Annotated in this window: 22 protein-coding genes; 12 read left to right on the top strand and 10 right to left on the bottom strand. The window is 55.6% G+C overall.

Features of this window, described 5'->3' with window-relative positions; all coding sequences use genetic code 11:
- Nucleotides 1–58: 58 nt before the first annotated feature.
- The 7 genes from metG to R0135_RS17440 all read left to right on the top strand — a co-directional run bounded on the left by metG (nt 59) and on the right by R0135_RS17440 (nt 7,578).
- Nucleotides 59–2,113, top strand: coding sequence for a methionine--tRNA ligase (gene metG, locus R0135_RS17470; protein WP_407348178.1), 2,055 nt, complete (start codon nt 59–61; stop codon nt 2,111–2,113).
- Between the two features lie 158 nt (nt 2,114–2,271).
- Nucleotides 2,272–2,850 carry an electron transport complex subunit RsxA gene (gene rsxA / locus R0135_RS17465; RefSeq protein WP_407349946.1) on the top strand — a complete coding sequence of 193 codons (579 nt, stop codon included), beginning with the start codon at nt 2,272–2,274 and terminating at the stop codon, nt 2,848–2,850.
- 4 nt (nt 2,851–2,854) lie between these two features.
- Nucleotides 2,855–3,463: an electron transport complex subunit RsxB gene (rsxB, locus tag R0135_RS17460; RefSeq protein ID WP_407348177.1), complete on the top strand. Its 609-nt coding sequence runs from the start codon at nt 2,855–2,857 to the stop codon at nt 3,461–3,463.
- On the top strand, nt 3,460–5,196 hold the full coding sequence (gene rsxC / locus R0135_RS17455; protein WP_407348176.1) for an electron transport complex subunit RsxC: 1,737 nt from the start codon (nt 3,460–3,462) through the stop codon (nt 5,194–5,196). The genes rsxB and rsxC overlap by 4 nt, the downstream gene beginning before the upstream one ends.
- Nucleotides 5,193–6,221 carry an electron transport complex subunit RsxD gene (gene rsxD / locus R0135_RS17450; protein ID WP_407348175.1) on the top strand — a complete coding sequence of 343 codons (1,029 nt, stop codon included), beginning with the start codon at nt 5,193–5,195 and terminating at the stop codon, nt 6,219–6,221. The genes rsxC and rsxD overlap by 4 nt, the downstream gene beginning before the upstream one ends.
- Nucleotides 6,218–6,868 (top strand): electron transport complex subunit RsxG, encoded by a 651-nt coding sequence (gene rsxG, locus R0135_RS17445; protein WP_407348174.1) that lies wholly within the window; start codon nt 6,218–6,220, stop codon nt 6,866–6,868. Before rsxD ends, rsxG begins: the two co-directional genes overlap by 4 nt.
- Nucleotides 6,865–7,578, top strand: coding sequence for an electron transport complex subunit E (locus tag R0135_RS17440; RefSeq protein WP_407348173.1), 714 nt, complete (start codon nt 6,865–6,867; stop codon nt 7,576–7,578). The genes rsxG and R0135_RS17440 overlap by 4 nt, the downstream gene beginning before the upstream one ends.
- A 9-nt stretch (nt 7,579–7,587) precedes the next feature.
- Here the strand turns inward: R0135_RS17440 and R0135_RS17435 are convergent, their stop codons facing one another.
- Genes R0135_RS17435 through R0135_RS17420 form a run of 4 tightly spaced genes read right to left on the bottom strand, consistent with a single transcriptional unit; the run spans nt 7,588 to nt 10,016 of the window.
- The gene (locus R0135_RS17435) at nt 7,588–7,974 is read right to left on the bottom strand and encodes a hypothetical protein (protein WP_407348172.1); all 387 of its coding nucleotides are present in this window, start codon (nt 7,972–7,974) and stop codon (nt 7,588–7,590) included.
- The gene (rimI, locus tag R0135_RS17430; RefSeq protein ID WP_407348171.1) at nt 7,961–8,431 is read right to left on the bottom strand and encodes a ribosomal protein S18-alanine N-acetyltransferase; all 471 of its coding nucleotides are present in this window, start codon (nt 8,429–8,431) and stop codon (nt 7,961–7,963) included. The genes R0135_RS17435 and rimI overlap by 14 nt, the downstream gene beginning before the upstream one ends.
- Nucleotides 8,428–9,138: a hypothetical protein gene (locus R0135_RS17425; protein WP_407348170.1), complete on the bottom strand. Its 711-nt coding sequence runs from the start codon at nt 9,136–9,138 to the stop codon at nt 8,428–8,430. The genes rimI and R0135_RS17425 overlap by 4 nt, the downstream gene beginning before the upstream one ends.
- Nucleotides 9,139–9,167: 29 nt before the next feature.
- Nucleotides 9,168–10,016 (bottom strand): glycosyltransferase, encoded by an 849-nt coding sequence (locus R0135_RS17420; RefSeq protein ID WP_407348169.1) that lies wholly within the window; start codon nt 10,014–10,016, stop codon nt 9,168–9,170.
- A gap of 77 nt (nt 10,017–10,093) precedes the next feature.
- Between R0135_RS17420 and R0135_RS17415 the strand changes: the two genes are divergently transcribed.
- Both R0135_RS17415 and R0135_RS17410 read left to right on the top strand, forming a co-directional pair.
- Nucleotides 10,094–11,317, top strand: a complete 1,224-nt coding sequence (locus tag R0135_RS17415; RefSeq protein WP_407348168.1) for an Nramp family divalent metal transporter — start codon at nt 10,094–10,096, stop codon at nt 11,315–11,317.
- Between the two features lie 277 nt (nt 11,318–11,594).
- On the top strand, nt 11,595–13,979 hold the full coding sequence (locus tag R0135_RS17410; protein WP_407348167.1) for a hypothetical protein: 2,385 nt from the start codon (nt 11,595–11,597) through the stop codon (nt 13,977–13,979).
- Between the two features lie 142 nt (nt 13,980–14,121).
- On the opposite strand, the gene R0135_RS17405 is transcribed toward R0135_RS17410, so the two are convergent.
- Nucleotides 14,122–14,607: a BLUF domain-containing protein gene (locus R0135_RS17405; protein ID WP_407348166.1), complete on the bottom strand. Its 486-nt coding sequence runs from the start codon at nt 14,605–14,607 to the stop codon at nt 14,122–14,124.
- 235 nt (nt 14,608–14,842) lie between these two features.
- Here R0135_RS17405 and acsF point away from each other — a divergent pair, with 235 nt between their 5' ends.
- The gene (acsF, locus tag R0135_RS17400) at nt 14,843–15,907 is read left to right on the top strand and encodes a magnesium-protoporphyrin IX monomethyl ester (oxidative) cyclase (RefSeq protein ID WP_407348165.1); all 1,065 of its coding nucleotides are present in this window, start codon (nt 14,843–14,845) and stop codon (nt 15,905–15,907) included.
- Nucleotides 15,908–15,935: 28 nt separating this feature from the next.
- Here the strand turns inward: acsF and R0135_RS17395 are convergent, their stop codons facing one another.
- From R0135_RS17395 to ppsR, 5 genes are all read right to left on the bottom strand, one after another.
- Entirely contained in the window at nt 15,936–16,208 is a 273-nt protein-coding gene (locus R0135_RS17395) for a hypothetical protein (protein WP_407348164.1), read from the bottom strand.
- Between the two features lie 28 nt (nt 16,209–16,236).
- Complete coding sequence (locus tag R0135_RS17390) at nt 16,237–17,451, bottom strand: geranylgeranyl diphosphate reductase (protein ID WP_407348163.1); 1,215 nt, start codon at nt 17,449–17,451, stop codon at nt 16,237–16,239.
- Nucleotides 17,441–18,802, bottom strand: coding sequence for a BCD family MFS transporter (locus R0135_RS17385; RefSeq protein WP_407348162.1), 1,362 nt, complete (start codon nt 18,800–18,802; stop codon nt 17,441–17,443). Before R0135_RS17385 ends, R0135_RS17390 begins: the two co-directional genes overlap by 11 nt.
- Nucleotides 18,799–19,713: a chlorophyll synthase ChlG gene (gene chlG, locus R0135_RS17380; protein WP_407348161.1), complete on the bottom strand. Its 915-nt coding sequence runs from the start codon at nt 19,711–19,713 to the stop codon at nt 18,799–18,801. Before chlG ends, R0135_RS17385 begins: the two co-directional genes overlap by 4 nt.
- A gap of 207 nt (nt 19,714–19,920) precedes the next feature.
- Entirely contained in the window at nt 19,921–21,270 is a 1,350-nt protein-coding gene (ppsR, locus tag R0135_RS17375) for a transcriptional regulator PpsR (RefSeq protein WP_407348160.1), read from the bottom strand.
- A 283-nt stretch (nt 21,271–21,553) separates the two neighbouring features.
- On the opposite strand from ppsR, the gene bchF reads away from it, so the two are divergent.
- Together bchF and R0135_RS17365 are read left to right on the top strand one after the other, a co-directional pair.
- Nucleotides 21,554–22,072 (top strand): 2-vinyl bacteriochlorophyllide hydratase, encoded by a 519-nt coding sequence (gene bchF, locus R0135_RS17370; protein WP_407348159.1) that lies wholly within the window; start codon nt 21,554–21,556, stop codon nt 22,070–22,072.
- Nucleotides 22,069–23,346, top strand: coding sequence for a ferredoxin:protochlorophyllide reductase (ATP-dependent) subunit N (locus tag R0135_RS17365; protein WP_407348158.1), 1,278 nt, complete (start codon nt 22,069–22,071; stop codon nt 23,344–23,346). The genes bchF and R0135_RS17365 overlap by 4 nt, the downstream gene beginning before the upstream one ends.
- Nucleotides 23,347–23,349 lie beyond the last annotated feature (3 nt).

Genomic DNA, 23,349 nt, shown 5'->3' with positions numbered 1-23,349 from the left:
GAAATCCCCGAAGGCAGTCGCTATCATGGCGCGCCTTCCCGACCCGGACAGATTCGCAATGACGCAAGCAAAGCGGCGTATTCTGGTAACCAGCGCCTTACCTTATGCCAACGGCCCTCTTCACCTGGGTCACATACTCGAGCAGGTGCAAACCGACATCTGGGTGCGCTTTCAGCGCGCTCGTGGCCACGAGTGTCACTATATATGTGCCGATGATGCCCACGGCACGGCGATTATGCTCAGCGCTGAGCGCCAGGGCATTACGCCAGAGCAGCAGATAGAGGCGATTCATAAAGACCACCTATCAGCTTCCAATGACTTTGCCATCAGCTTTGACAACTTTTACAGCACCCACTCTGATGAGACTCGGCACTGGTCCGAGACCATCTACCAGCGCTTGCAAGCCGCCGGCGCTATCAGTGAGCGGGAAATCACCCAGGCCTATGACCCGGAGAAAGGCCTGTTCTTGGCAGACCGCTTCATCAAAGGCAGCTGCCCGAAGTGCAAAACCCCTGATCAGTATGGCGACAACTGTGAAGCTTGCGGTGCGACTTACTCACCCACGGAGCTCATCGACCCCGTATCAGCGCTCTCGGGGGCTACGCCTGTTGAGCGTGAGTCCCGTCATTTTTTCTTCCGCCTACCGATGTTCGCCGAAATGCTCCGGGAATGGATTGCCTCCGGCACCTTGCAAGATGCGGTAGCAAACAAGCTTCGCGAGTGGACCGACGGCGAGCTTCAGGAATGGGATATCAGCCGCGATGCCCCCTACTTCGGCTTCACCATCCCGGGAGAAACCGATAAATACTTCTACGTCTGGCTCGATGCGCCCATCGGCTACATGGGCAGCTTCCAGAACTACTGCGAGCGCAGCGGTGTGGAGTTTGACGATTTCTGGCAGCCCGGAGGCAATACCGAGCTTTACCACTTTGTAGGCAAGGACATCATCAATTTCCACGGCTTGTTCTGGCCCGCGATGCTGCACAGCGCCGAGCTGCGCACACCCACGGGCGTTTTCGCACATGGTTTCCTAACCGTTGATGGCACCAAGATGTCCAAAAGCCGGGGCACGTTTATCAATGCCCGGCATTATCTGGATCATCTGGATTCTGAGTACCTGCGCTACTACTTCGCGGCAAAGCTTGGTTCCGGTGTCGATGATATAGACCTGAACCTCGAGGACTTTGTACAGCGCGTCAATTCTGACGTAGTGGGCAAGGTTGTGAACATTGCAAGTCGCTGCGCAGGATTTTTGCGCAAGGGCTTTGACAACCAAATGTCTGCCAGCTGCAGCGAACCCGAGCTATTGGAGTCCTTTAGCAATGCGGGGGTAGACATCGCGCAGGCCTATGAGGACCGAGAGTTCAGCAAAGCTATCCGTCTGATTATGGAGCTGGCGGATAAAGCAAATCAGTACATCGACCAGCACAAGCCCTGGGTTATGGCAAAAGATCCCAAGCAGGCCGCCGAGGTTCAGGCGGTGTGCTCCACGGGTATTAATTGCTTCCGCATGCTCATGATCTACCTGCAACCCGTTCTGCCACAGATGGCAGAGCGGGCCGCGAACTACCTGCGCTGCAGTCTCGATTGGGGGCAAAGCAGCAGCCTTCTTCTGGACCATGAACTCGCGACCTTTGAACCACTGATGCAACGAGTGGATCCGAAACTGGTGGCCAAAATGGTCGAGAGCAATCGCGACGAGGCTCCGGCTCCACCGACGGATAACAAGCCCGTGTCCAAAAAGACCAAGGCGCCCGGCAAGTCACAGCAAACATCAGACAGCGAATATCTGGATATTCGAGACTTCCAGAAAGTGGATTTGCGTATAGCCAGAATTGATGCCGCCGAGGCGGTGGAAGGCGCGGATAAACTACTCGCACTGAGTCTGGATGTGGGTGAACTGGGCAAACGGCAGGTCTTCTCAGGGATTAAGGCTGCCTACGATCCCGCCACATTGGTGGGTCGCCTCACTGTTGTTGTGGCTAACCTGGCACCGCGCAAAATGCGCTTTGGTGTATCCGAAGGGATGGTTCTGGCTGCAGGCGAAGGTGACACGGAAATTTATTTGCTGGCGCCGGACAGCGGCGCGACCCCCGGCATGCGGGTTACCTAAAGGAGTGAGAGCTGGAAGCTATATTGCGCCAACGCATTGTTTATCAACAATAGTCTGCCTAACATGGCATAAAGAGGATAACTCGGTGACCGGCAAGTGTGTCGGCACTGGGCCTTTGTAAAATTCATTTTGCATCCGCGGATGCTTTGGGTGAGGGAATGTTGGCGGACTACTCGCTGCTTCTGATTGGCGCCATTCTGGTCAACAACTTTGTTCTGGTTCAATTCCTGGGATTGTGCCCATTCATGGGTGTCTCGAATAAACTGGAGACGGCCATGGGTATGTCCATGGCGACGACCTTCGTTCTCACCCTCGCCTCTGCCTGCAGCCACCTGACCTATCACTACCTGCTGCTACCACTGGGACTGGCTTATCTAAAAACCATCGCCTTCATCCTGGTGATTGCCGTGGTGGTGCAGTTCACCGAGATGGTTGTGCGCAAGTCCAGCCCCCTGCTCCATCGGGTGCTGGGTGTTTACCTGCCACTCATTACCACCAATTGTGCGGTTCTTGGTGTCGCCCTGATCAACACCAACAAGAGCCATAGCTTCATCGAGGCTTTGCTATATGGATTTGGCGCGGCTCTGGGATTTTCTTTAGTGCTTATTTTGTTTGCGGCAATGCGCGAGCGTATCGCTGTAGCAGACGTACCGACACCATTCTCCGGCGCCGCCATCGGCATGGTAACTGCCGGCCTGATGTCCCTGGCGTTCATGGGCTTTGCCGGGTTGGTATAGCGCCATGTCAGAATTCATCAGTAGCTATCCGTTTATCGCCGCGCTGGGGGCCATGCTGGCGCTAGGCCTTGTCTTCGGATCCATACTTGGCTTTGCCTCCATTCGTTTTCGCGCCGAAGGTAATCCCATCGCCGACCAGATTAATGCCATCCTCCCGCAAACCCAGTGCGGGCAGTGTGGCTATCCGGGCTGCCGACCCTACGCTGAAGCTATTGTTGCGGGTGAAGAGATTAACAAATGCCCTCCCGGCGGCGAAGCCGGCATTCAGGCCCTTGCCGATTTGCTCGATGTAGAGGCCCCGCCACTGGACGCGGAGCACGGTGCAGAAGCCGAAACCACTGTCGCATTCATTATCGAAGAGGACTGTATTGGCTGCACCAAGTGCATTCAGGCATGTCCGGTAGATGCCATCGTCGGCGCTGCTAAACAAATGCACACGGTTATTGCAGCAGAATGTACCGGCTGCGATCTTTGCGTAGACCCCTGCCCCGTGGACTGCATCGAGATGCTACCGCTGCCCAAAACACTAGCAAACTGGCATTGGGATCTGCCCACGGCTGAAATACGTCCACTGATCATCGCCACGGATGCCGCCCGGGAGAACGCCGCGTGAGACGTGTCTACGATTTTCACGGTGGCATTTACCCCAGCGAACGGAAGTCACTATCCAACCGCGAGGCCATCCGCAGGGCGGCCTTACCCCCGCAGTTAGTACTCCCACTGTCGCAGCATATAGGCCCTCCCGCCGCGGCGATTGTTGAGCCAGGGCAGACAGTATTGGGCGGCCAGAGACTCACCGATCTGAGCGGCCTGCCCGTTCACGCACCGACATCCGGGATGATCGCCGCGATTGAAGATCGTCCAATTCCACATGCATCAGGTCTTACCGGCCGGTGCATTGTTATCGACTGTGACGGCGAAGATCGCTGGGGCGCTTTGGAACCGGTGGCGGACTATCGCAGCCTGCCTCCCGCCGATTTGGTACAGCGGATTTTTGAAGCAGGCATCGCAGGCCTCGGTGGCGCAGGGTTTCCCACCGCGCTAAAGCTGCCGAAAGACGAAAATAACGCCATCGACACCCTGATCATTAATGGAACAGAGTGCGAACCCTACATCACCGCCGACGATACCTTAATGCGAGAGCGCGCAGCGGAGATTATTTCTGGCGTGGAAATTCTTGCGTATATCGCCCGCCCCAGCGAGATACTGATTGGCATTGAGGACAACAAACCCGAGGCAATTGCAGCGTTTAAAACCGTACTGGGCGACCGTCAGGACATAGAGCTTGTGGTGTTTCCCACCAAGTATCCCTCCGGTGGCGAGAAGCAACTCATAGAGATACTCACCGGCAAACAGGTGCCCAGCGGTGGTCTGCCATCGAGCATTGGCATTCTTTGTCAGAACGTGGGTAGTGCTGCAGCCATTCACGATGCGATTGTTCACGGTCGCCCCCTGGTCAGTCGTGTGACCACGGTCACCGGTGAGTCTGCCAAGAGCCCTGGAAATTTTGAAGTACTGCTGGGGACTCCCATGCTGGATCTCCTTGAGCAGGCGAAGTACCTGCCTGCGGAACCACAGCGCTTGATAATGGGTGGCCCGATGATGGGCGTCACATTGGCTGACCACCGCTGTCCTGTGGTGAAAACCACCAATTGCCTGTTGGTACCCGGCCTGCAGGAACTCCCCGAACCCGATATGGCGCAAGCCTGTATCCGCTGCGGTCTTTGTGCAGAAGCCTGTCCTGCACGGTTGCTGCCTCAGCAGCTTTATTGGTTTGCCCGAGCCCAGGACCACGACCGCCTGGAAGAGCACCACCTGTTTGATTGTATTGAATGCGGGGCCTGCTCGTACGTCTGCCCCAGCCATATTCCTTTAGTGCAGTATTACCGAGCCTCAAAAGCCGCCGTGCGAGAGCAAAAGGCAGATAACGCGCGTGCCGATCATGCCCGCGAACGCTTCGAGGCGCGTCAGGAGCGTATGGCTCGCGCCGCAGCAGAGAAAGAAGCCAAACGGGCTGCGCGCAAAAAAGCCGCGATCGCCAAGGCTGCGGATCAAACGGGAGACGACGACCCCATTCAAGCCGCTATCGCCAGGGCGCAGGCACGCAAAGCCGCGCAAGCAAATAGCCCGGCAGATAGTGCACAAGTACACAAAGACAAACTTGCCCGTATTGAGACTCGCCTGAGCAAAGCCCGGGAGAAACTGGCTGCGGATGACGGCAGCGACCCCACTATTTCTGCGGCCTTGCAAAATGCCGTGCTAACCACCGAGAAAAAACTGGCGGCAGCTCAGGCCGAGTTTGCAGCTAGCACCGCAAAGCCAGAAAACGAGACCGCGAACGCATGAGCTTACTGGTCGTTACGTCACCGCACGCCCATGGGCCGATGAGCACCAGCTCGGTCATGCGTACGGTGCTACTGGCGACCCTGCCGGGTATCGCGGTACTGACTTACTATTTTGGTGCCGGCGTGATCATCAACGTCCTGTTCGGGGGACTTATAGCCCTCGCCTGCGAAACACTGGCTCTGCGCCTACGCCGGCAAGCTATCAAGCCATTCCTCACTGACTACAGCGCCTTGGTGACATCGACACTACTGTGCGTAGCATTACCTCCCTACGCGCCGTGGTGGCTGCTTGTGATCGGAGTGAGTTTTTCCATCCTCATAGCAAAGCACTTATACGGCGGCCTGGGCTACAACCCCTTTAATCCTGCCATGGTCGGCTACGTCGTGTTACTCATCTCTTTCCCGCTGCAGATGAGCACCTGGGCCGCGCCATTAGGTGTGGGGGAAACGGTACCAGGCTTCATGGAGGCACTGCGCGCCTGCTTCAACCCCAGTAGCTTTGACGGACTAACCATGGCCACGCCATTGGATCTCATACGCCAGAATAAAGGCATGATGCTTACGGACCTCTACGCCAGCAATCCGCAGTTTGGGGCGTTCCAGGGTGTGGGCTGGGCCGGGGCGAATTTGGCCTTTCTCATTGGCGGCCTCTTCCTGCTCTACAAGCGCATCTTTACCTGGCACGCACCGCTGGCGATGTTGCTGACGCTAAGCCTCTGTGCTGTGATGTTTTACGATGAAGGAAGCTCTGCCAGTGGAGGGTCTCCGCTGTTTCACCTGTTCAGTGGCGCAACAATGTTCGGTGCGTTTTTTATCCTTACGGATCCGGTGTCTTCAGCGGTGAGCAATCGCGGACGCCTGATTTTTGGCGCCATCATCGGGCTTCTTGTTTACACAATCCGGGTCCGCGGAAACTACCCCGATGCCGTCGCGTTCGCTGTTCTCATTGCTAACTTTGCGGCTCCATTTATCGACAACTACACACAACCAAAAGTCTACGGTTATCGCAAAGGGCCCAAGGCGTGAACGAGCTTCGCCAGGCCATGACCCGCAACAGCTTGCTGTTGGCTGGCTTTGCCGTGCTTACCGCCTTACTGGTGGCAAGCACCTTTTTAGGCACCAAGGATCGTATCAGCGCTGCGCAGCGCGCTGCGGAAGAAAAAGCCCTTTTGCAGATTATCCCCAGGGACCGACATGACAACGCGATGCTCGACGATCGAATTTCAGCTCCAATGAACGATCCCCTACTCCAATTGCGCGAAGAAAAATCCATTTACATCGCCAGGCGCGCAGGGGTCGCGACAGCCGCTCTTATCCCCGCAATGGCCCCGGATGGATACAGCGGAGCTATCGAGTTGATCGTAGGTGTGAATCGTGATGGCAGTGTTGCCGGCGTTCGCGTGCTTCAGCATCGTGAAACGCCAGGACTCGGTGATGCTGTCGACCACCGGAAATCAGATTGGATCAACAGCTTTCAAGGCCGCTCCCTGACGAATCCAGCAACAGATCGCTGGACCGTGCGCAAGGACGGCGGCGACTTTGATCAATTCACCGGAGCGACGATCACACCACGTGCGGTTGTCCAGGCGACAGCACGAGTACTACTGTACGTTCAGGATAGGCACGACGAACTCTTTGGCACACAAAATCCCGAGCAGGAGTCCACACCATGAGCACAGCTGACTACGGTGAACTCTCCATCAACGGCCTATGGAAGAACAATCCTGCGATCGTGCAACTACTGGGACTGTGCCCGCTGCTGGCCGTGACCGGGAGCGTGGTAAATGCTTTGGGCCTGGGTATCGCTACCTGCTTGGTGCTTGTGACGTCAAACACAGCGGTTTCGCTGATACGCAACGTAACGTCAGATGCGGTGCGGCTGCCTACCTTTGTCATGATTATTGCAGCCGCCGTGACCTGCATAGAATTACTCATGCAGGCCTACAGCTATGAACTTTACGAAATACTCGGCATCTTCCTGCCTTTGATTACGACAAACTGTGTGATTCTGGGTCGCGCAGATGGTTTTGCTCGGAAGAACCCCGTACTCCCGGCCATGTACGACGGCTTTATCATGGGACTGGGGTTTACCTTGATTCTGTTACTTCTAGGGGCGCTTCGCGAGTTATCCGGGACCGGGGCAATATTTGCAAACATGGATCTTCTTTTTGGACCCTCGGCGGCAGATTGGAAAATGGTCGCCTTTGACGACTATCAACCATTCTTACTGGCGATTTTGCCTCCGGGCGCATTTATCTTCACGGGCCTTATCATTGCTTTAAAGAACCTCATCGATGGCAATATGCAACGCCGCGCAGCCGCGCGATCCGCGCCTATCGAAACGGGCAGCAAGCGCGTGCGGGTCACCGGGACAGTTAACTAGCTAAGCAGCTCACTGTGTGGCCATACGAAGCGTATCAAGAATGTCATCCACCGCAGCATCATCCAGCCCTTGATTATCAAGCTCACAGCTGTAAGTGACGTACAAGAGTAGCTTGCCGGCATAGAGGTACCATTCTCTGATGGCGGCCCCGTCCTCAATAAGCGATGTGCGAAGCCCTTCAAAGCTGCCGCGGCGCACTGAGTCCCAAATCGAGTCCTCGGTGACGAACTGCTGCAAATCCTCAGCACCAAAGTCTCCGGTGTCTTTGTGTAGCTCACTGATTTCTATGCAGCCCACACCATCTCGGTCACCAATGACGATGACATCGTCCTCCTGCTCTGCCTGCCACTCATCAGGGAGCAATAGTCCCCAGTCCCCAGCTTCAAGCACTCGCATTTTGAATCCCCAGTTGTCGACTCATCAATATCGCCGTCTCGGCGGCGCCCCCATTGTGACCTGGATAATAGTCCGCTCTTTGTCCATCGTGCCCAAAGCCGGCAGATACATACAGAGACTGCGCGATGACATTGCTCTGGCGCACTTCCAGCAACAGGCGCGACACACCCAGGTCCATCAGCCGCTCTAACAACGCATCCAGTAAGTCTCGGGCAACACCCTTGCTCCGCACCTCAGGCACCACCACCAGATTCAGCAGCGTAGCCTCATCCAATACTCTGGAGCAGGCCGCAAATCCAGCGACTTCCTCGGCAACAACAGCGAGGAGCACTGCGCCCGGGTGACTCATCAAGCGTTCGTAGCTCTCGGCCTTTGCAAACACAGGTGAACAGTCTCTATCGATCTTCAGAATGACATCGATATCCTCAAGCGTCGCTTCACGAATGACGACACTCAAGCGAGTAGCGCACTCCAAACGTCACGCTTCAGCGCGGGACTTTCAAGCATATCGCGCGTTGAGGGTGTGTAGCGTCTGGCGCAGGGCAATTGAAGGCTCGTAAGCAGAGCTTTGCTCGACTCACCGAGACAGATCAATTCAACGCAGGCATGCTCCTCAATCTGTCGGTACAGAAAGCCTTGCAGCGTTGCTGCAGCCTCCTCAGCCCCCAATCCTAGCTGCACGTTATCATGCAATGGCCAGCGAAACTCGGTCACAGCCGGCGCTTCGTCACTGGCCTGCGGATGTGTGAGCGCCCGTCCCATGGCAGTAATGAGCAGTACCTGGTCACTCGCCAGAGCTTCCTCACCCAGAGCCTCGACCCAAAGACGCCCACCACAAATTACCGCTGCCAAACGAAAACGCGTTGCGGGCTCCTGGCTATTTTGAGCCGTGGCTGCAGGCGCAGACCTTCGGTCCGCCGCTCTCGTCTCTACGGATTGCTGGCCTGCATCATTACGCAGCGATTCGCGTAAAGCCTGTGCCGCCGATGTACTGCCTGTATCGGGCGCGGAGACCCCGGCTTGCAGCGGCGCAACTTTCGCAGTGACACGCAGCCCACACTTGGCCGTAACTGCGGCACCGGGCAATGCTCGGCGTGTGACATAAACCGGCACGCCCATGGCCTCAAGGTAGCGAAGCCGCCTAATTTCTCCAGATGCACTCATAAGCAAAGTTTAACACCGGCCCGGGGTAATCAGTGCAGTCGCCACCCATGAACGCTAAAAAAACGTGCCGCGGAACGGGCGAACCAAATTATGTGACGCAAACCTTTCCTGGCCGCAAAACCACCGTGATGCACGATCCGCATTGTTGGCAGATACATAAGCCGCCCCTGGGAGGCAAGTCGCAATGACAGGTCAAAATCTTCGAAGTACATAAAGAAACGCTCGTCAAAACGACCTACCGCAGTAAAAGCGCTCTGGCGACAAAGCAGACAGGCGCCGCTCAGCAGCTCAACCTCTGCAGGCACATCCGCATCCCGCTCACCGTACTCATAGTGTGCAAGCCGCACAGCGAACCTCTCTCGAAGCGCAGAAAACGGCAAACCCCGCAAAACCAGATCAAATATCGTGGGGTAGCGCTTACATAAATACTCTGGACTACCATCGCCTCGCTCGCAAAAGGGATTTACTGCCACCACATCCGATTGAGAATTCAAAAAGAACAAGGCCTCCCGCAAAGCAGCGGGAGCCAACTCAACGTCGGGGTTCAAAATCAACAGATAACGATCAGAACTGTCTTGCAGCGCCTGATTGTGACCAGCCCCGAAACCCGCGTTGTGACTACTCAGATGAAAGTGTAGCGACCAGGCGCTGCTGTCCTGAGCCTGAAATTGCGCGACCAGATCCGCAACTTCCTGGCGATAGTCGGCAGTGGAGTCATTATCTAGCAGCGTCAAGGACACCGGCGCCGACAGCACATCCTCAAGCTCCGCGATGCATGCAACAAGACTCTGCAAGGTGACTCGCAAATGCTCCAGGCTGCTATTGTGGAGCACGATTGAGACACTAAGTGTCGGTGCAATGCTTGCCTCGGTTATCATCGGGCGGATACTAGCAGCTGGGCTGCGCGCCTGCATCGAAGAGGCATAGATTTGGATTCATCAATGAGGCAGGTACCGTGACAGCGCAGAAAAGTCGCAAGTGGGGATTTGGTCCCGGTCTTTTGGTCACCGCAGCGTTTGTGGGCCCGGGTACTATTGCCACCGCCAGCGCCGCGGGTGCCGGCTATGGCTACGCTTTGCTATGGGCGCTGCTGTTTTCTGTGGGCGCCACAATGGCTTTGCAGGAGATGAGCGTTCGACAGGCCATCGTTACCGGCAACGGACTTGCCACCACCTTGCGAAAGGCCCTGAGCGGCCGATGGCTTGGACGCGGAACAATCCTGCTGGTCATCGCCGCGATCGGTCTGGGGAACGCCGCCTATGAGTCCGGCAATATTGCAGGTGCTGCGTTAGCTTTACAGAGTATTTCGCCCATCAGCACCCAGTACTGGGCTCTGGCGATCGGCGGCAGTTCCGCTGCCTTGCTATTCCTGCCAGCGTATAAGCATCTCGAGCGCGTGCTCATCGCTCTGGTTCTGGTGATGAGCGCTGTATTTGTGGTCAGCGCCTTACTCCTAAAGCCGGATTGGTCGGCGCTTCTGAAGGGTGTCACCCTCCCGAGCTTACCCGGCGGCTCCATAACCACTGTGATAGCGCTTATTGGCACCACAGTGGTTCCCTACAACCTCTTTCTTCAAGCCAACGCCGCTCGGGAGCACTGGGCAGACGAACCTGATCGCGCGTTGGCACTGTCCGCTGCGCGCATGGACACTGTTGTATCGGTAGCCCTTGGTGGACTCATCACCCTTGCCATAGTGAGCGCCGCGGCCATTACCTTCTTTTCCCAGGGGCTGACGTTTTCTCCGGACAAGATATCCACACAACTGGATCCGGTTCTTGGTCCCTCGGGGCGCTATGTCTTTGCCCTGGGCTTATTCGCAGCCGGCCTTACGAGTGCAATCACAGCTCCCCTGGCGGCCGCCTACGCCGTCTGTGGCGCCCTGGGCTTACCCGACACCCTGCGAGGCACTGCGTTTAGGGGCATTGCCCTGAGTGTTGTTTTCACAGGCACATTGTTTGCCGCCACCGGCGCTCGTCCGCTCAGCTTGATCGTGTTTGCACAGGCGGCCAACGGGCTACTACTTCCAGTGATCGCCATTATCCTGTTGTGGCTGATGAATGAGCGCAAATTGCTCGGCAACGCCGCGAACGGCTGGCAGAGCAACCTTTTGGGAGGCATCGTAGTCGCAGTTACCCTTGGCCTGGGGGCAAACAAGTTAGTGGGGCTCATTGGCCTGTAAATCACAAGCTCAGGGTCAAGTTTGTGTAAAAAATTACAAAAACGCGCTATCGCCATGTTATTTATCATTTTTTCTATGATTAACACTGTATTGTGGTAGCCTGTATAACGTAGCTGAACCCTGTCAGTATTGAGTAGACAGGCACCAGGTAGCCTAACCAGCGGGAGTGGGAGCGGTCCGGTACCGCCGAAGAGCGGCTCGGCCATCCCCAGAGGGGACGATAATGATTAAGGGCCTTCGCACACTGTGCAGCCGAAGGGGCGCCATAGGCGTCATCATGAGCGCTATGCTCGCAGCACTGAGCGCCTGTGGAGGCGGTGGTGGCGGTAGCGACAGCGGCGGATTTCTACCCGGCGGCGACGGTGACTCGACCGCATACACCATCACGCTGACTACCGTTGATGCCGCTGGCAATGCAACGACTCAGGTGACTGAAACGTTCCCAGCGACGCTCCGCGTAGAAGTCAAAGAGGCTACCGGTGCCGCTGCTCCTGTGAGTGGTCTTGTCGTTCTGGCGACTGCCGAGTTCGCCGTAATTTCACCGGCAAACGGCCAGGCACTTACTAATGCCGATGGAATTGCAGAGCTCGAAATTCAGGCTGGCGCCGCCCTGGGTGCCGACACCATTACGGTTACGGCAGAGAGTCCTGCAGGTACTGTCACCGCAACCATAGGCGTCGAAGTATCAGGCGCGGGACTGAGTCTGGGTTATTTTGAAGGCACAAATTTCATTGCGGGCCAGATCGGTCTAAGCAGCGACTCCCTGGCCTTTAGAGGCAGTGCAGTTGCAAGACTGGCCGTGGTTGATGAAGCCGGCACACCCTCAGGTGCTGCGCAGCTGATTCGCTTATCCAGCGCCTGCTCACTAAGCGGCCTCGCCTCATTTCGCGCCATTGGAGATAGTGGCGCTGGAACAAATACCCTTACTGTAGAGACCCTGGATGGACTCGTCAGCGCCGAATATTTGGCCGGCAGCTGTGAAAGTGGCGACGACCTCACCGCTACGTTGGTCGATGGGGATTCCACAGCCACTGCCAGCGTCACCATCGCAGGCCGGGATGCAAATTTCATTGGCTATGTATCCACCGAGCCAACCGAAGGTGGCGACACTACTGGTCGGACCATTATCGCGCTGAAAGGCACCGGTGGTCCCGGACGACCAGAAATAGCCTCGGTAACTTTCGAAGTCCTCGAAGAGGCTGTAATTCTGGAAGCAGGCGACCCGGCCCCCGGCGAACCTGGCTACCTGGAGCTAGACAAGCGCAAGCCACTGGCTGGCGTCACGGTTAACTTCTCTCTTACCAATACCCTGGGCGGCATATCGTTACTCAATGTCTCAGGGGTCACTAACAGTCAAGGATTGGTGGTCGTCGAGGTAAGCGCAGGTAACGTGGCAACTTCCACCGTTGCAACTGCCAGCTTTGATACCAGCGCCAATCAGCAACAAGCAGCGTCGTCCAATCAAATCGTGATCAGCACGGGTTTGGCGCAGCAAAACGGTATCAGCGTTTCTGCAAGCCAGTTCCATGTACCGGGCGCTCGTGACATCGATGGCGTCGAATCGACGATTACTGTTCGCCTGGTGGATCGCTTCGGCAATCCAGTTGCAGATGGCACCAGCGTAGTATTCACGACTGAGTACGGCGCCATTGACACCTCCTGCCTCACAGGAACCAGCAACGGGGCTCGCGCCGATGCAGCAACACCGGGTGTCGGCACCTGCAGTGTGCTGTGGACAAGCCAAGCCCCCCGATTCCCTGTGTTCAATCAGGATCTGGTCCAGACCACAGTAGATGACAACAGTTATCGCTGCCCCTCGCATACGGGATCCTTTGGCCCCTGCCCCGATGATCTGGGTGCGATACGTGGACTGCGAAGCACTGTAACGATCACCGTGGTGGGCGAAGAGTTCTTCGTAGATGGGAACGGTAACGGCCTCTACGACGAAGGCGAGTCCTTCGAAAACCTGCCGGAAGCCTTTACCGATTACAACGAAGACGGCGTGTATACGCCCTTCGCTGGCCCTGCATGTCCAGCACCGAGCTCGGAAGAAAACTGCATCGCTGCAGGCTCTTCTGAGGAGTTCATCGACTTCAACGGCGATGGCATGTACAGCGAAAACGTTGATCCCAACACGGGCGAAGGTGTCTACAACGGGAGCCTCTGCCCTCCCGCGGGAGACGGCGTGTTTTGCAGCAGAGACCTGCTCAATGTTCGCTCATCGATCGTCCTGACACTTTCAGCGTCTGCACAGAATCTGGAAGTGCTGGCCGGCAAAGGTCCTGATAGACCCAGGGTCGCTAGCAATAACCTTTCTGAAGGCTCGCTATACGATATTTACGTCGCGGATGTGTATAACAACGCACCTGGTGCGGGAACAACACTGACTTTTAGAGCCGATGAAGACTGTCAAATCAAGTTCCCCGAGGATACCGACAGCCTTGAAGTGGTCGTGCCGGACTTAACTGGTGCGCGAGGTGCCTTTACCCAGACGATTCGCATTAACGGCACAGGAGCGACGGGTGGCGGACGCATATCCGTTCTGGCGGCAGACCCCAACGGCGCAACATCGCAGATTGGTTCCTTCGGTTGCGTGTCTGTGTGTAATGAGCCTACAGATCCTAATAACCCGAACAACGGTCAATGCGACGAGGAACTTTGAAGAAAATCGAAGGATGCGTGCGTAAGGGTTGTCTGCGAAGGCGCAGATGATCCGGACACAGCAAGCAAAATACAAAAAAGCCGCTCTCGAGAGCGGCTTTTTTCTTTGCCGCCTAAAGCGCAGCGTTAAATAGATTCGCCCATCAATCCATCACGCTGAACAAAAGCGCCAGCTTTTTGGTACGCGACAGCGTCTGCAAAAACTCCCGGGCAGCAGGCGTATTTCGCATCAGATCCGAAAAGCCTGGCATGGCGCTAAAATCCTGGCCATCAAGCTCAATGAATGCCATACGCCAGTCATTGTATTCGCGGCTTTGAATAGGGCCTTCGGTGACCACCTCAACCCGTTCATGTCGACTATCGACGCGAATTTTTTCGAATATGGCCTTCACTTCCTCACGCCCTCCTTCCAATACCTGAAAGAAAGAGTCCTGACGGTGCAATAGAACGCCAGTGATACCCAAACCGGTGTTATTTCTGCGCGCCGTCTCAAGAATCGCCACCATGCCATCATTATTCATTGGCCGCGTTTGAGTACTCACATAGCCCAGACTGTACAAAGTAGATTCCTGCAAGGATCCGACATCGCCTTGCGACGCCTTATTAGAAGTACGGGGTGTATCTACCACAAGTCCTCCCCGACACATGTGGGCTGGCTAATAACTTTTACTGCTCCGCAGCGAGCACCCTCGCAACAAACCGTCATAAAAGCGCGAAGCGGCGCAGTATAAAGAAAGGCCTTGAGAGTTGCAGTATAGTTAACTATTCTTTACAAATGAATAGTCAATTTTAGTTGACACTTTTTTGCCGGGCTACCAAACTAGTGCTCAGCTAATAAATTACTGTAACGCGAGAGAAACGCTGATGAACGCACCCATGCAATCCGCCAAAATCAACGACACCACTGAACGGGCCGTGCGCAGCGAACTGCTAGCCCCTCGCTTCTATCGCACTGACTATGACTCGGTCGGCAAAATCAATGTAGAGCCCGTACGCCAGCAATGGGACGACATGATGGCTGAGTACAAAGAAGATCGAAATCGAGGCCACTTTCGCCAGGAGTTCGACTACGACGCCACAACTCTTACCAGCGACCCCGAACTCCACGAAGAATTCATTGATTTCCTCACCAGCTCTATTACGGCCGAATATTCTGGCTGTGTTCTTTATCAGGAGATCAAAAAGAACATCGACAACCCGCAAATAGCCGATCTCATGGGTTACATGGCTCGAGACGAATCGCGTCATGCAGGATTCATCAACAAAGCTCTCAAGCAATTAGGCGTAGCCGTAGACCTGGGCTTTTTAAAGCGTCAGAAGGATTACACCTACTTCCGGCCAAAGTTCATTTACTACGCCACCTATCTTTCAGAAAAAATCGGTTACGCGCGCTATATCACTATTTACCGTCATCTGGAAAAACATCCGGAGCAACGCTTCCATCCAATATTTAACTGGTTTCTGGAATGGTGCAATGATGAGTTTCGTCACGGCGAGTCTTTCGCATTAATGATGCGCGCTCAACCTGAGCTACTGAAAGGCCATAACAAGCTATGGATACGTTTCTTTATTATTGCGGTTTACTCAACCATGTACGTACGGGATCACAACCGTCCCAAGCTTTACGAAGCACTGGGCATGGACCCCACAGAGTTTGATTTTCGTGTTTTTGATATCACCACAGCCATTACGCAACAAGTGTTCCCGTTTTCGGTAGACACCAACGACCCAAGGTTCCGGCGGGGTCTGGAGCGACTGCGGGACATCAGCGCAAAGGCGACTGCCGCCAAGGAACGTGGCGGCATTGTCGGCGGCCTTCACAGAATTGCTTTGGGGGCAGCTGCAGGGCTCGCATTTGCGCGGCTCTACTGTCTTCCAGTCACACACCACGAACTTCCCGAAGACTACCGCATGGAACCTGTGTGGTAAGCAGTCAAAAGCAGCGCAGCGTGCGGTATCAGCCGTACCAGCGCTGACGATAGCCCATAAGGTGCGCAAGACCAGCTACCGCGAGGGCCAAGCCAAGCAGTTCCTCTGGAGCACCGGATTGGGACAAGCGTAAAGCGACCACCAGCGCCGCTCCTGCCAGCAATGGAGATAACCACTGCCTGGGGTGTGCCCCGGCGCGATAACGAAACCTGAACCACAGAAACGCCAGTTCGCAGCACACCAAAGCCACTATCAGCTCAGCAGCATGCCCACCCACAAGAAACGCCCTTAAGTCGTGCATTGGATTGAACCGGAGATCGATTCCCCGGTTACGCTCTCGCCAAACCCAGCAGCTCTGCCAAGTCTTTGAAGAATATTTTCACATGTGCTGTGGGACGTTCACGCACCAGTTCTTTTTGCGTGTACGACTGCCAGGTGAGATATTGGATATCCGGATCGCGGCACATCTTGACAAACTTTTCGCGGCGCTTATCGCTTCCGTACCAGAAGCGCTGCAAGAGTCCCAACACGAAAAACACTTTTCCGTGTAGTTTCATAAACCGCTTTCGAGCGAGCTTTAAGGCAGCGGGATTTCGGTTTACAAGAAACTCATTGATCGCCTCTGCAGCCAAACGGCCACCCAACAGGGCATAGTAAATGCCCTCTCCACTTGCCGGCGCCACGACTCCTGCCGAATCTCCAGCAAGGAGTACGGCTCGCCCATCATCCCAGCGTTTGAGCGGCTTCATGGGAATAGGAGCACCTTCACGACGGATTGTCTTTGCCGTATCAAGCCCTACGTCCTTACGCAGCGCCTCAACCGCCGCCGTCGCAGAGTAATTCTTTTGCGCGCTACCAGTGCCAATACTCGCATGCTTACCATGGGGGAACACCCACGCGTAAAAATCGGGAGATAGCCGCCCCTGATACCATACGTCGCAGCGCGCTTCGTCGTAGTCAGCTCCCTGCTCCTTCTGCGGTGCCTCTACTATCTCATGGTAGGCAAACACGCATTTGAGCTTATCTCCTCCGGGTATGCACTGAGCACCCACTCGGGACTTTGCACCATCAGCGCCGATCACGGCGCTGGCAACGACCTCATGCTCACCACCACTGCCGGATTTATCCAGGTAACGCAAACGAACCCGTCCGTCCTCCTGATAAACCAGAGACTTATAAGCGCCGATTTGCAACGTGGCACCCGCTGCCACGGCGCGCTCGCGCAAAAAAGGATCGAACTTGTCGCGATCAACCATGGCTACATAAGTGTCTCCCACGGGCATATCGACGCGCTGATCCGCGGGCGAAATCATTCTTGCCGAACGGATCCTGGCGACAATTTGTTCTGAGGGAATATTGAACTGCTCTACAGCTCTAGGCGGAATAGCCCCTCCACAGGGTTTGATGCGGAAGCCACGCTCAATAAGAAGCACCTTTCGACCCGATTTTGTAAGATCGTATGCAGCGGTAGCTCCCGCAGGACCACCTCCCACCACCACCACGTCATACTCAGGAATACCTGTTGTTTCAGTTTCAGCGTGCATCGAGCACCTCCACCATAGCGATCTCGCCAAAACTGGGCGCTGTACGCTGATAAGAAGATTCGGTAGGACGCAAGCGCATACCGATACCTGCGGCAACAACAAACATCACCGCCTCAAGACTAAAGACAAAGCTATAGGCAACCGCCGGCTCGGCAATAAAGAGGCGACTGACATCAATCGCCAGGGCGCCAAGAAACCCGCCTACCGCAAAAGCGATGGCCTGAGAAGCGCCCCAAAGCCCCATTCGCAAACCCTCGGCGCCCTCTTTTTGCCCCGCACTAGCCAAACTCATCATCGATGCGATAGCTGCAACGGCAAACGCGCCGTTAGACACACCCAGAACAAACACATTGCCGCCAAGAGGCCAGGTTTGCGGAAAGGCAGCCCCGCTGGCGATAGCCGCAAGTGAGAGCGCCGACGCCAGGCACCCCCCAATTGTCCAACGCCTCAGTACTGCTGAACTGGCGTTTTTACGAATCAAAGTTGTGGCTGCCACAAGGATCATTCCCAACAGAACCCCACTGTGCTGCAAACCCGACAATGATGTTGACTCTCCGGGAGTCATGGAAAACACAATGCCAGCGTAAGGCTCCAGGATCAGATCCTGGGCGCTGTAGGCGAGCATGGAAACAAACACAAAAATAGTAAAACGCCTGGCATCAGGCTCCTGCCAAACCTCTCGAAGGGCCTGAGAAAAGCTCCCGCGCCGAGCACGCAAGGCTTCTCGGTTGGCCGCGCTCAGCGTGCCTTTCGGCTCCAGCCTGAACACGGACACCAACGTGAGCGTCACAGCAATCGCTGATACGCTGGCGGTGACCATCACAAGCCGCAGAGGCGTAAACGGGTCAAGAAAACTTCCCGCTACTCCGGCAGTAATGGCAAAGCCAGCGATCATCATGATCCAAACAATTGTGGCCGCCGCGGCTTTTCGGTGCGGAGCTACATGCTTAGCAAGGGTCACCAGCGTTGAGGTGCCCGCAGCGCTGGCACCAAGACCAATGGCAACAAAGGCGAGGGTCGACACAATCAGACCCCAGAACATATTCGTAGACACCAATACGGTTCCCAGGGCAGCTGCGATACCACCCAAGGCGAGCACAATCATACCTCCAATAATCCAGCCGGTTGTGCGCCCTCCTACGTCCGAACCATGACCAAAGCGGGGTCGCGACATCTGTACCGCATGATGAACTCCCACCAGAATGCCCGGAAGCATGGCCGGCAGAGCAAGTTCTACGACCATGACTCGATTAATCACAGTTGTCGTCAAAACAATAATGGCTCCCAAACTGGTTTGCACCAGCCCCAAGCGCACAATCCCTATCCAACTAAGTCCCGCCGCCAACGTCATAGCCAGGTCACTGCTCCACGGATCGCGAAAGCGCTAAGCATCATGCCCAACACATACAGCGTGACGCCTGTGCCGTTGTACCAGGGAGCCAGCCCCAGAGGATCCTTAAGCATCTTAGCCATCGCCAAAGCCTGCAACAGAAGAGACAAAGCAATCCCCAAAGCGGCCCCGGGGTGACCCCAGACAAGCAACATCGCGATCACCAGAATCTGGGGCACGGCCATGACGACGCAGGCAAGCCGGGCCGCTCGATCGGCCCCAAGAACTGCCGGGAGCGATCGAATTCCAATACGTCGATCGCCCTCTATAGACTTAAAATCATTGAGCGTCATGATTCCATGCGCCCCAAGACTATAGAGGCCCGCTAGTACAAGGATCTCTGAGGATGGCATCACGCCGCCAAGCATTACTGCGGCACCGGTAATCCACGCAAGCCCCTCATAGCTCACTCCCACTGCGAGGTTTCCATACCAGCCATTGAGCTTTAATCGCAGCGGTGGCGCGCTGTAGGCCCAGGCTAAAAACAAGCCCACCAGCGTTGCTCCAAACACCCAGATACCCAAAGCCGCACTGAAACCCAGCGCCAGCAAGGACCAGGCTATGGCGTAATAAAGACCCCACTGCCCGGGAACACGCCCGGATGGAATCGGGCGATTCGGCTCGTTAATTGCGTCTACATGGCGATCAAACCAGTCGTTGACGATCTGGCTTCCACCACACACCAGGGGACCAGCCAGTACGACACCGGCCACTACGAGTCCGGGACGATCACCCAGGGACTGTCCGGACGAAATCGCGCCGCAAACAAAGGCCCACATGGGTGGAAACCAGGTTATCGGTTTAAGCAGTTGTACAAGCGCTCGAGGCTCGGGTAGAGCACGACTTGATGGGGTGAGATCAACAGGTTGCATGGACTGTAATATAGAACTGTCACTTTATAGTGTCAATTTTAATTGACGCTTATTTGTGCCCGCTGCGACGTGTATTTCCTCGCAGTCAGCATAGTGATCAGTAAAATTAAAAATCGGCCGCTCGGCTGCACGACTCTACCCGCGTATTACATGAGCCGTGAGGGGAATACGCCCTACCGCCAGGGAAAGAGGCCAGAGCAGCCGAACCTAATCGGTGTCCGCGTCCCCGCCAATATTGAAGCGACGTAATTTCGCATAGAGAGACTGACGAGAAAGGCCCAACAGTTCGGCAGCAGAGGCCCGGTTGTCCTGCGTCACCTCCAGCGCCGTTTCGATACACAGCGCCTCAATGAGATCCGTAGACTCCCGTACGAGCTCTTTTAGTGGCACACGGCCGACGCGCTGAGTCACCTGCTCTATAGAACTTGGTAGCTTCGCAGACACGGGATGATCTCTAGCAACCCTCCGCTCTACATCACGGATAAATAATGCATAAGCAGCACCACCGGGCTCCTCCAGACGACAGGCCGAAATCTCGACTTCCGCAGGGCTACCAGCCTGGGGCATCAACGTTGAAGAAAACAGCTTAACCACTGACTTATCGCGCAGGTTTGATAACAGCACACTGAGGTCAACACCGCTGCGCCCCAGCCATCGATCAGCCGAATGACCAATTACCTGCTCCTGGGCAACCAACTGAGCCAACTCCAGAAAGCTATTGTTAACAGCCATGATCCGCCCATCGACATCCGTAAGCACCACAGCATCCGGAGCGCTACGCACCAACTCCTGCAGGTAAACCCCCGTTGCGTCCAACTTTTGGACTACCGCCTGGCGAGTACCCATTCGCAGAAGAAAGCGCTCTTCGCCAGCTTGCCGTAAGAAACTGGCAGAAACATCGACGCGAGTCTCACCATCAGCAAGTAGAAGATTATGTTGCTGGGAGCGACCCACTGTCCTTATCTCGGCCAGCAACTCCTGCACAGCACGCCCTGACTCGACATTCATCCCCCGGGGAAACACCTTACCAATGAGCCCTTTATCGCTTCCCGCAAGCAACTCAATAGCGCGAGGATTAGCCTCCAGTACACGAAAGCTCAATGCATCAAGTACGAGCACCGCATCAGTCACCATGTCAAAGAGCCGTCGATAACGGGTCTCTACCTGACGAAGACGCCAGTAGTCCTGCTCAAGAGCCTGCTGCGCATTAACTAATTGCTGGCGAAGACTGACATCTGAGCGCAGATCATGGCCTACAAACAACACCTGACCAGCCTCTCCTGCCATCACCTGATACTGCACCGGCAAGCCCTCAGGACTGTCCTCCAGGCGATGCACCAGATCCACTCGCTGCCCCGAGCCCTGCGCACCCTCCGCTAGCGCAAAGCTTGCGCGATCCTCACCGCCAGGTGCAAGCGTGTCGGACAGCATAGATCCCACCCAAAGATCCGCCAGATCTTCGGGCAACTCCGTACTCCAGGACTCAACCTCGAGAATTGTGCCAGCCTCATCAAGCGTCAGAGCAAGATCCGCGACGCGCGAGATTAGGCCGGCCAATAAGGGCTTCGACTGCTTGGCTAGCAAAAGCGTGTTTCCAATGTGGGAATAGAAGTTCGATAACAGGTGGCTCGAAACGCAATCCTGTTCCGGCCGGAGAGATTATGGCACGCGTAAAGCATAGTTAACACTGTTGCCAAGCCGCATAGATTTACAGTAAAGACCACCGACCAGAAAGTGTCAATTCTTTTGAACGCACCAATGTGTAAATTATAATTGACATAACGATTCGCCAGCACTACATTCACTCTTGAATTGGTGAGTACGGGCAGAGGTCTGTTTGATGACTTTAGAAAAACGGAGTGCGAGACAAAGCGCACCACTGTATACGCCCGAGCAACGGCAGCGCCGCGATGAGACGCGTTGGACAATCGTCCAAGGACTTCTGGCTCCGCTGCAGTTTCTGGTCTTCCTTATTAGTCTGGTACTCGTCGTTAACTACCTGATCAATGGCACAGGTCTTGAGGCAGCCACCGCCTCAGTGGTAATAAAAACCGCTGTGCTCCTGGCGATCATGGTTACCGGCGCAATTTGGGAAAAGGTCGTGTTTGGCCAATATCTCTTTGCGCCTGCATTTTTCTGGGAAGACGTGGTCAGCTTCGGGGTCATCGCCCTGCATATAAGCTATGTCCTGTGCTGGCTGGCTGGTTACGGCACACCCCAGCAACAAATGTGGATTGCTCTCGCTGCTTATGCAAGCTACGTAATCAACGCCGCCCAGTTTCTCTTGAAACTGCAGGCAGCTAGACGCGACGAGCCCACGGATAGCCACAGCATGGACCTACAGGGCGCCCTTAAATGAGCGAGGCCGTGCTTGCCAGCGACAGCCCCTCAAACCCCGTGGTTACCGTGGAGCGTGGACAGCGAGCCGTGTTTTGCGGACTGACGTCTATCGTCTGGTTACACCGAAAAATTCAGGATGCTTTCTTTCTTGTCGTGGGCTCACGAACTTGCGCACATCTGCTTCAATCGGCTGCGGGGGTTATGATCTTTGCCGAGCCACGCTTCGCCACGGCTATCTTGCAGGATCGCGATCTGGCCGGAATGGCAGACTGCCATGAGGAATTAGACAGGGTTGTTGAGGAGCTCCTCTCTCGACGTCCAGAAATAAAAACGTTGTTTCTTGTGGGGTCCTGCCCTTCGGAAGTGATCAAACTCGATCTCAATAACGCGGCCGGTCGCTTACAAAGCCGATACGACGGGCGTGTTCGTATGGTCGCTTACAGCGGTAGCGGCATCGAAACGACATTCACCCAGGGCGAAGACAAATGCCTGGCCGAAATTGTCGCCGCCAACAGTGGCCGAACCGACCACGAGAACCCGGCTTTAATCATTGCGGGCACTTTGTCCGATATTGTCGAAGATCAATTTCAACGAATCTTCGACGAACTCGGGATTGGACCTATTGCCTTTTTGCCAGCGCGTAGCGGCGATGCCATGCCAATTGCCGGCCCCAGTACTCGCGTACTGCTCGCACAACCCTATCTGACGGAAACCGCCCAGGCTCTCAAGGGCCAGGGCGCCAAATTACTCAACGCGCCCTTCCCTCTGGGTGCGGAAGGCACACTTCTGTGGTTCAAAGCCGCTGCAGATGAGTTTGGCGTTGCCGAGGCATTGTTTAACGACGTCACTTCTGCGCCGTTGGCTCGGGCCAAACAGGCCGTGGGATATCAACGAGAGAAGCTTCGTGGCAAACGCATCGCGTTTTTGCCGGACTCTCAGCTGGAACTTCCTCTGGCCCGGTTCTTGGCCCGGGAGTGCGACATGAACGTGGAGTCCATTACCACGCCTTTTCATGACCCTCAGATTATGGCCAGCGAACTGGAATTATTCGGAGACCATCCCGACATGATTGAGGGCGGCGATCTGGAAACTCGCCTGGATCATGTGAGACAGCTTCGCCCGGATCTCACAGTGTGCGGTATGGGTATAGCCAATCCTCTTGAAGCCGAGGGCCTGCGAAGTAAGTGGTCTATAGAACTGATTTTTAGCCCCATTCAAGGCTTTGACCAGGCAGGTGATCTGGCCGGTCTGTTCTCGCGCCCTCTGTCACGCGCTGCGAAGCTGGAGGTCTAGGTA

Origin of the sequence: Congregibacter variabilis, from assembly GCF_045689235.1 — a bacterium.
Taxonomy (GTDB): Bacteria; Pseudomonadota; Gammaproteobacteria; order Pseudomonadales; family Halieaceae; genus Congregibacter; species Congregibacter variabilis.
Note: the sequence above shows the minus strand (reverse complement) of the source record. Positions and strands in the feature narration are given on the sequence as shown.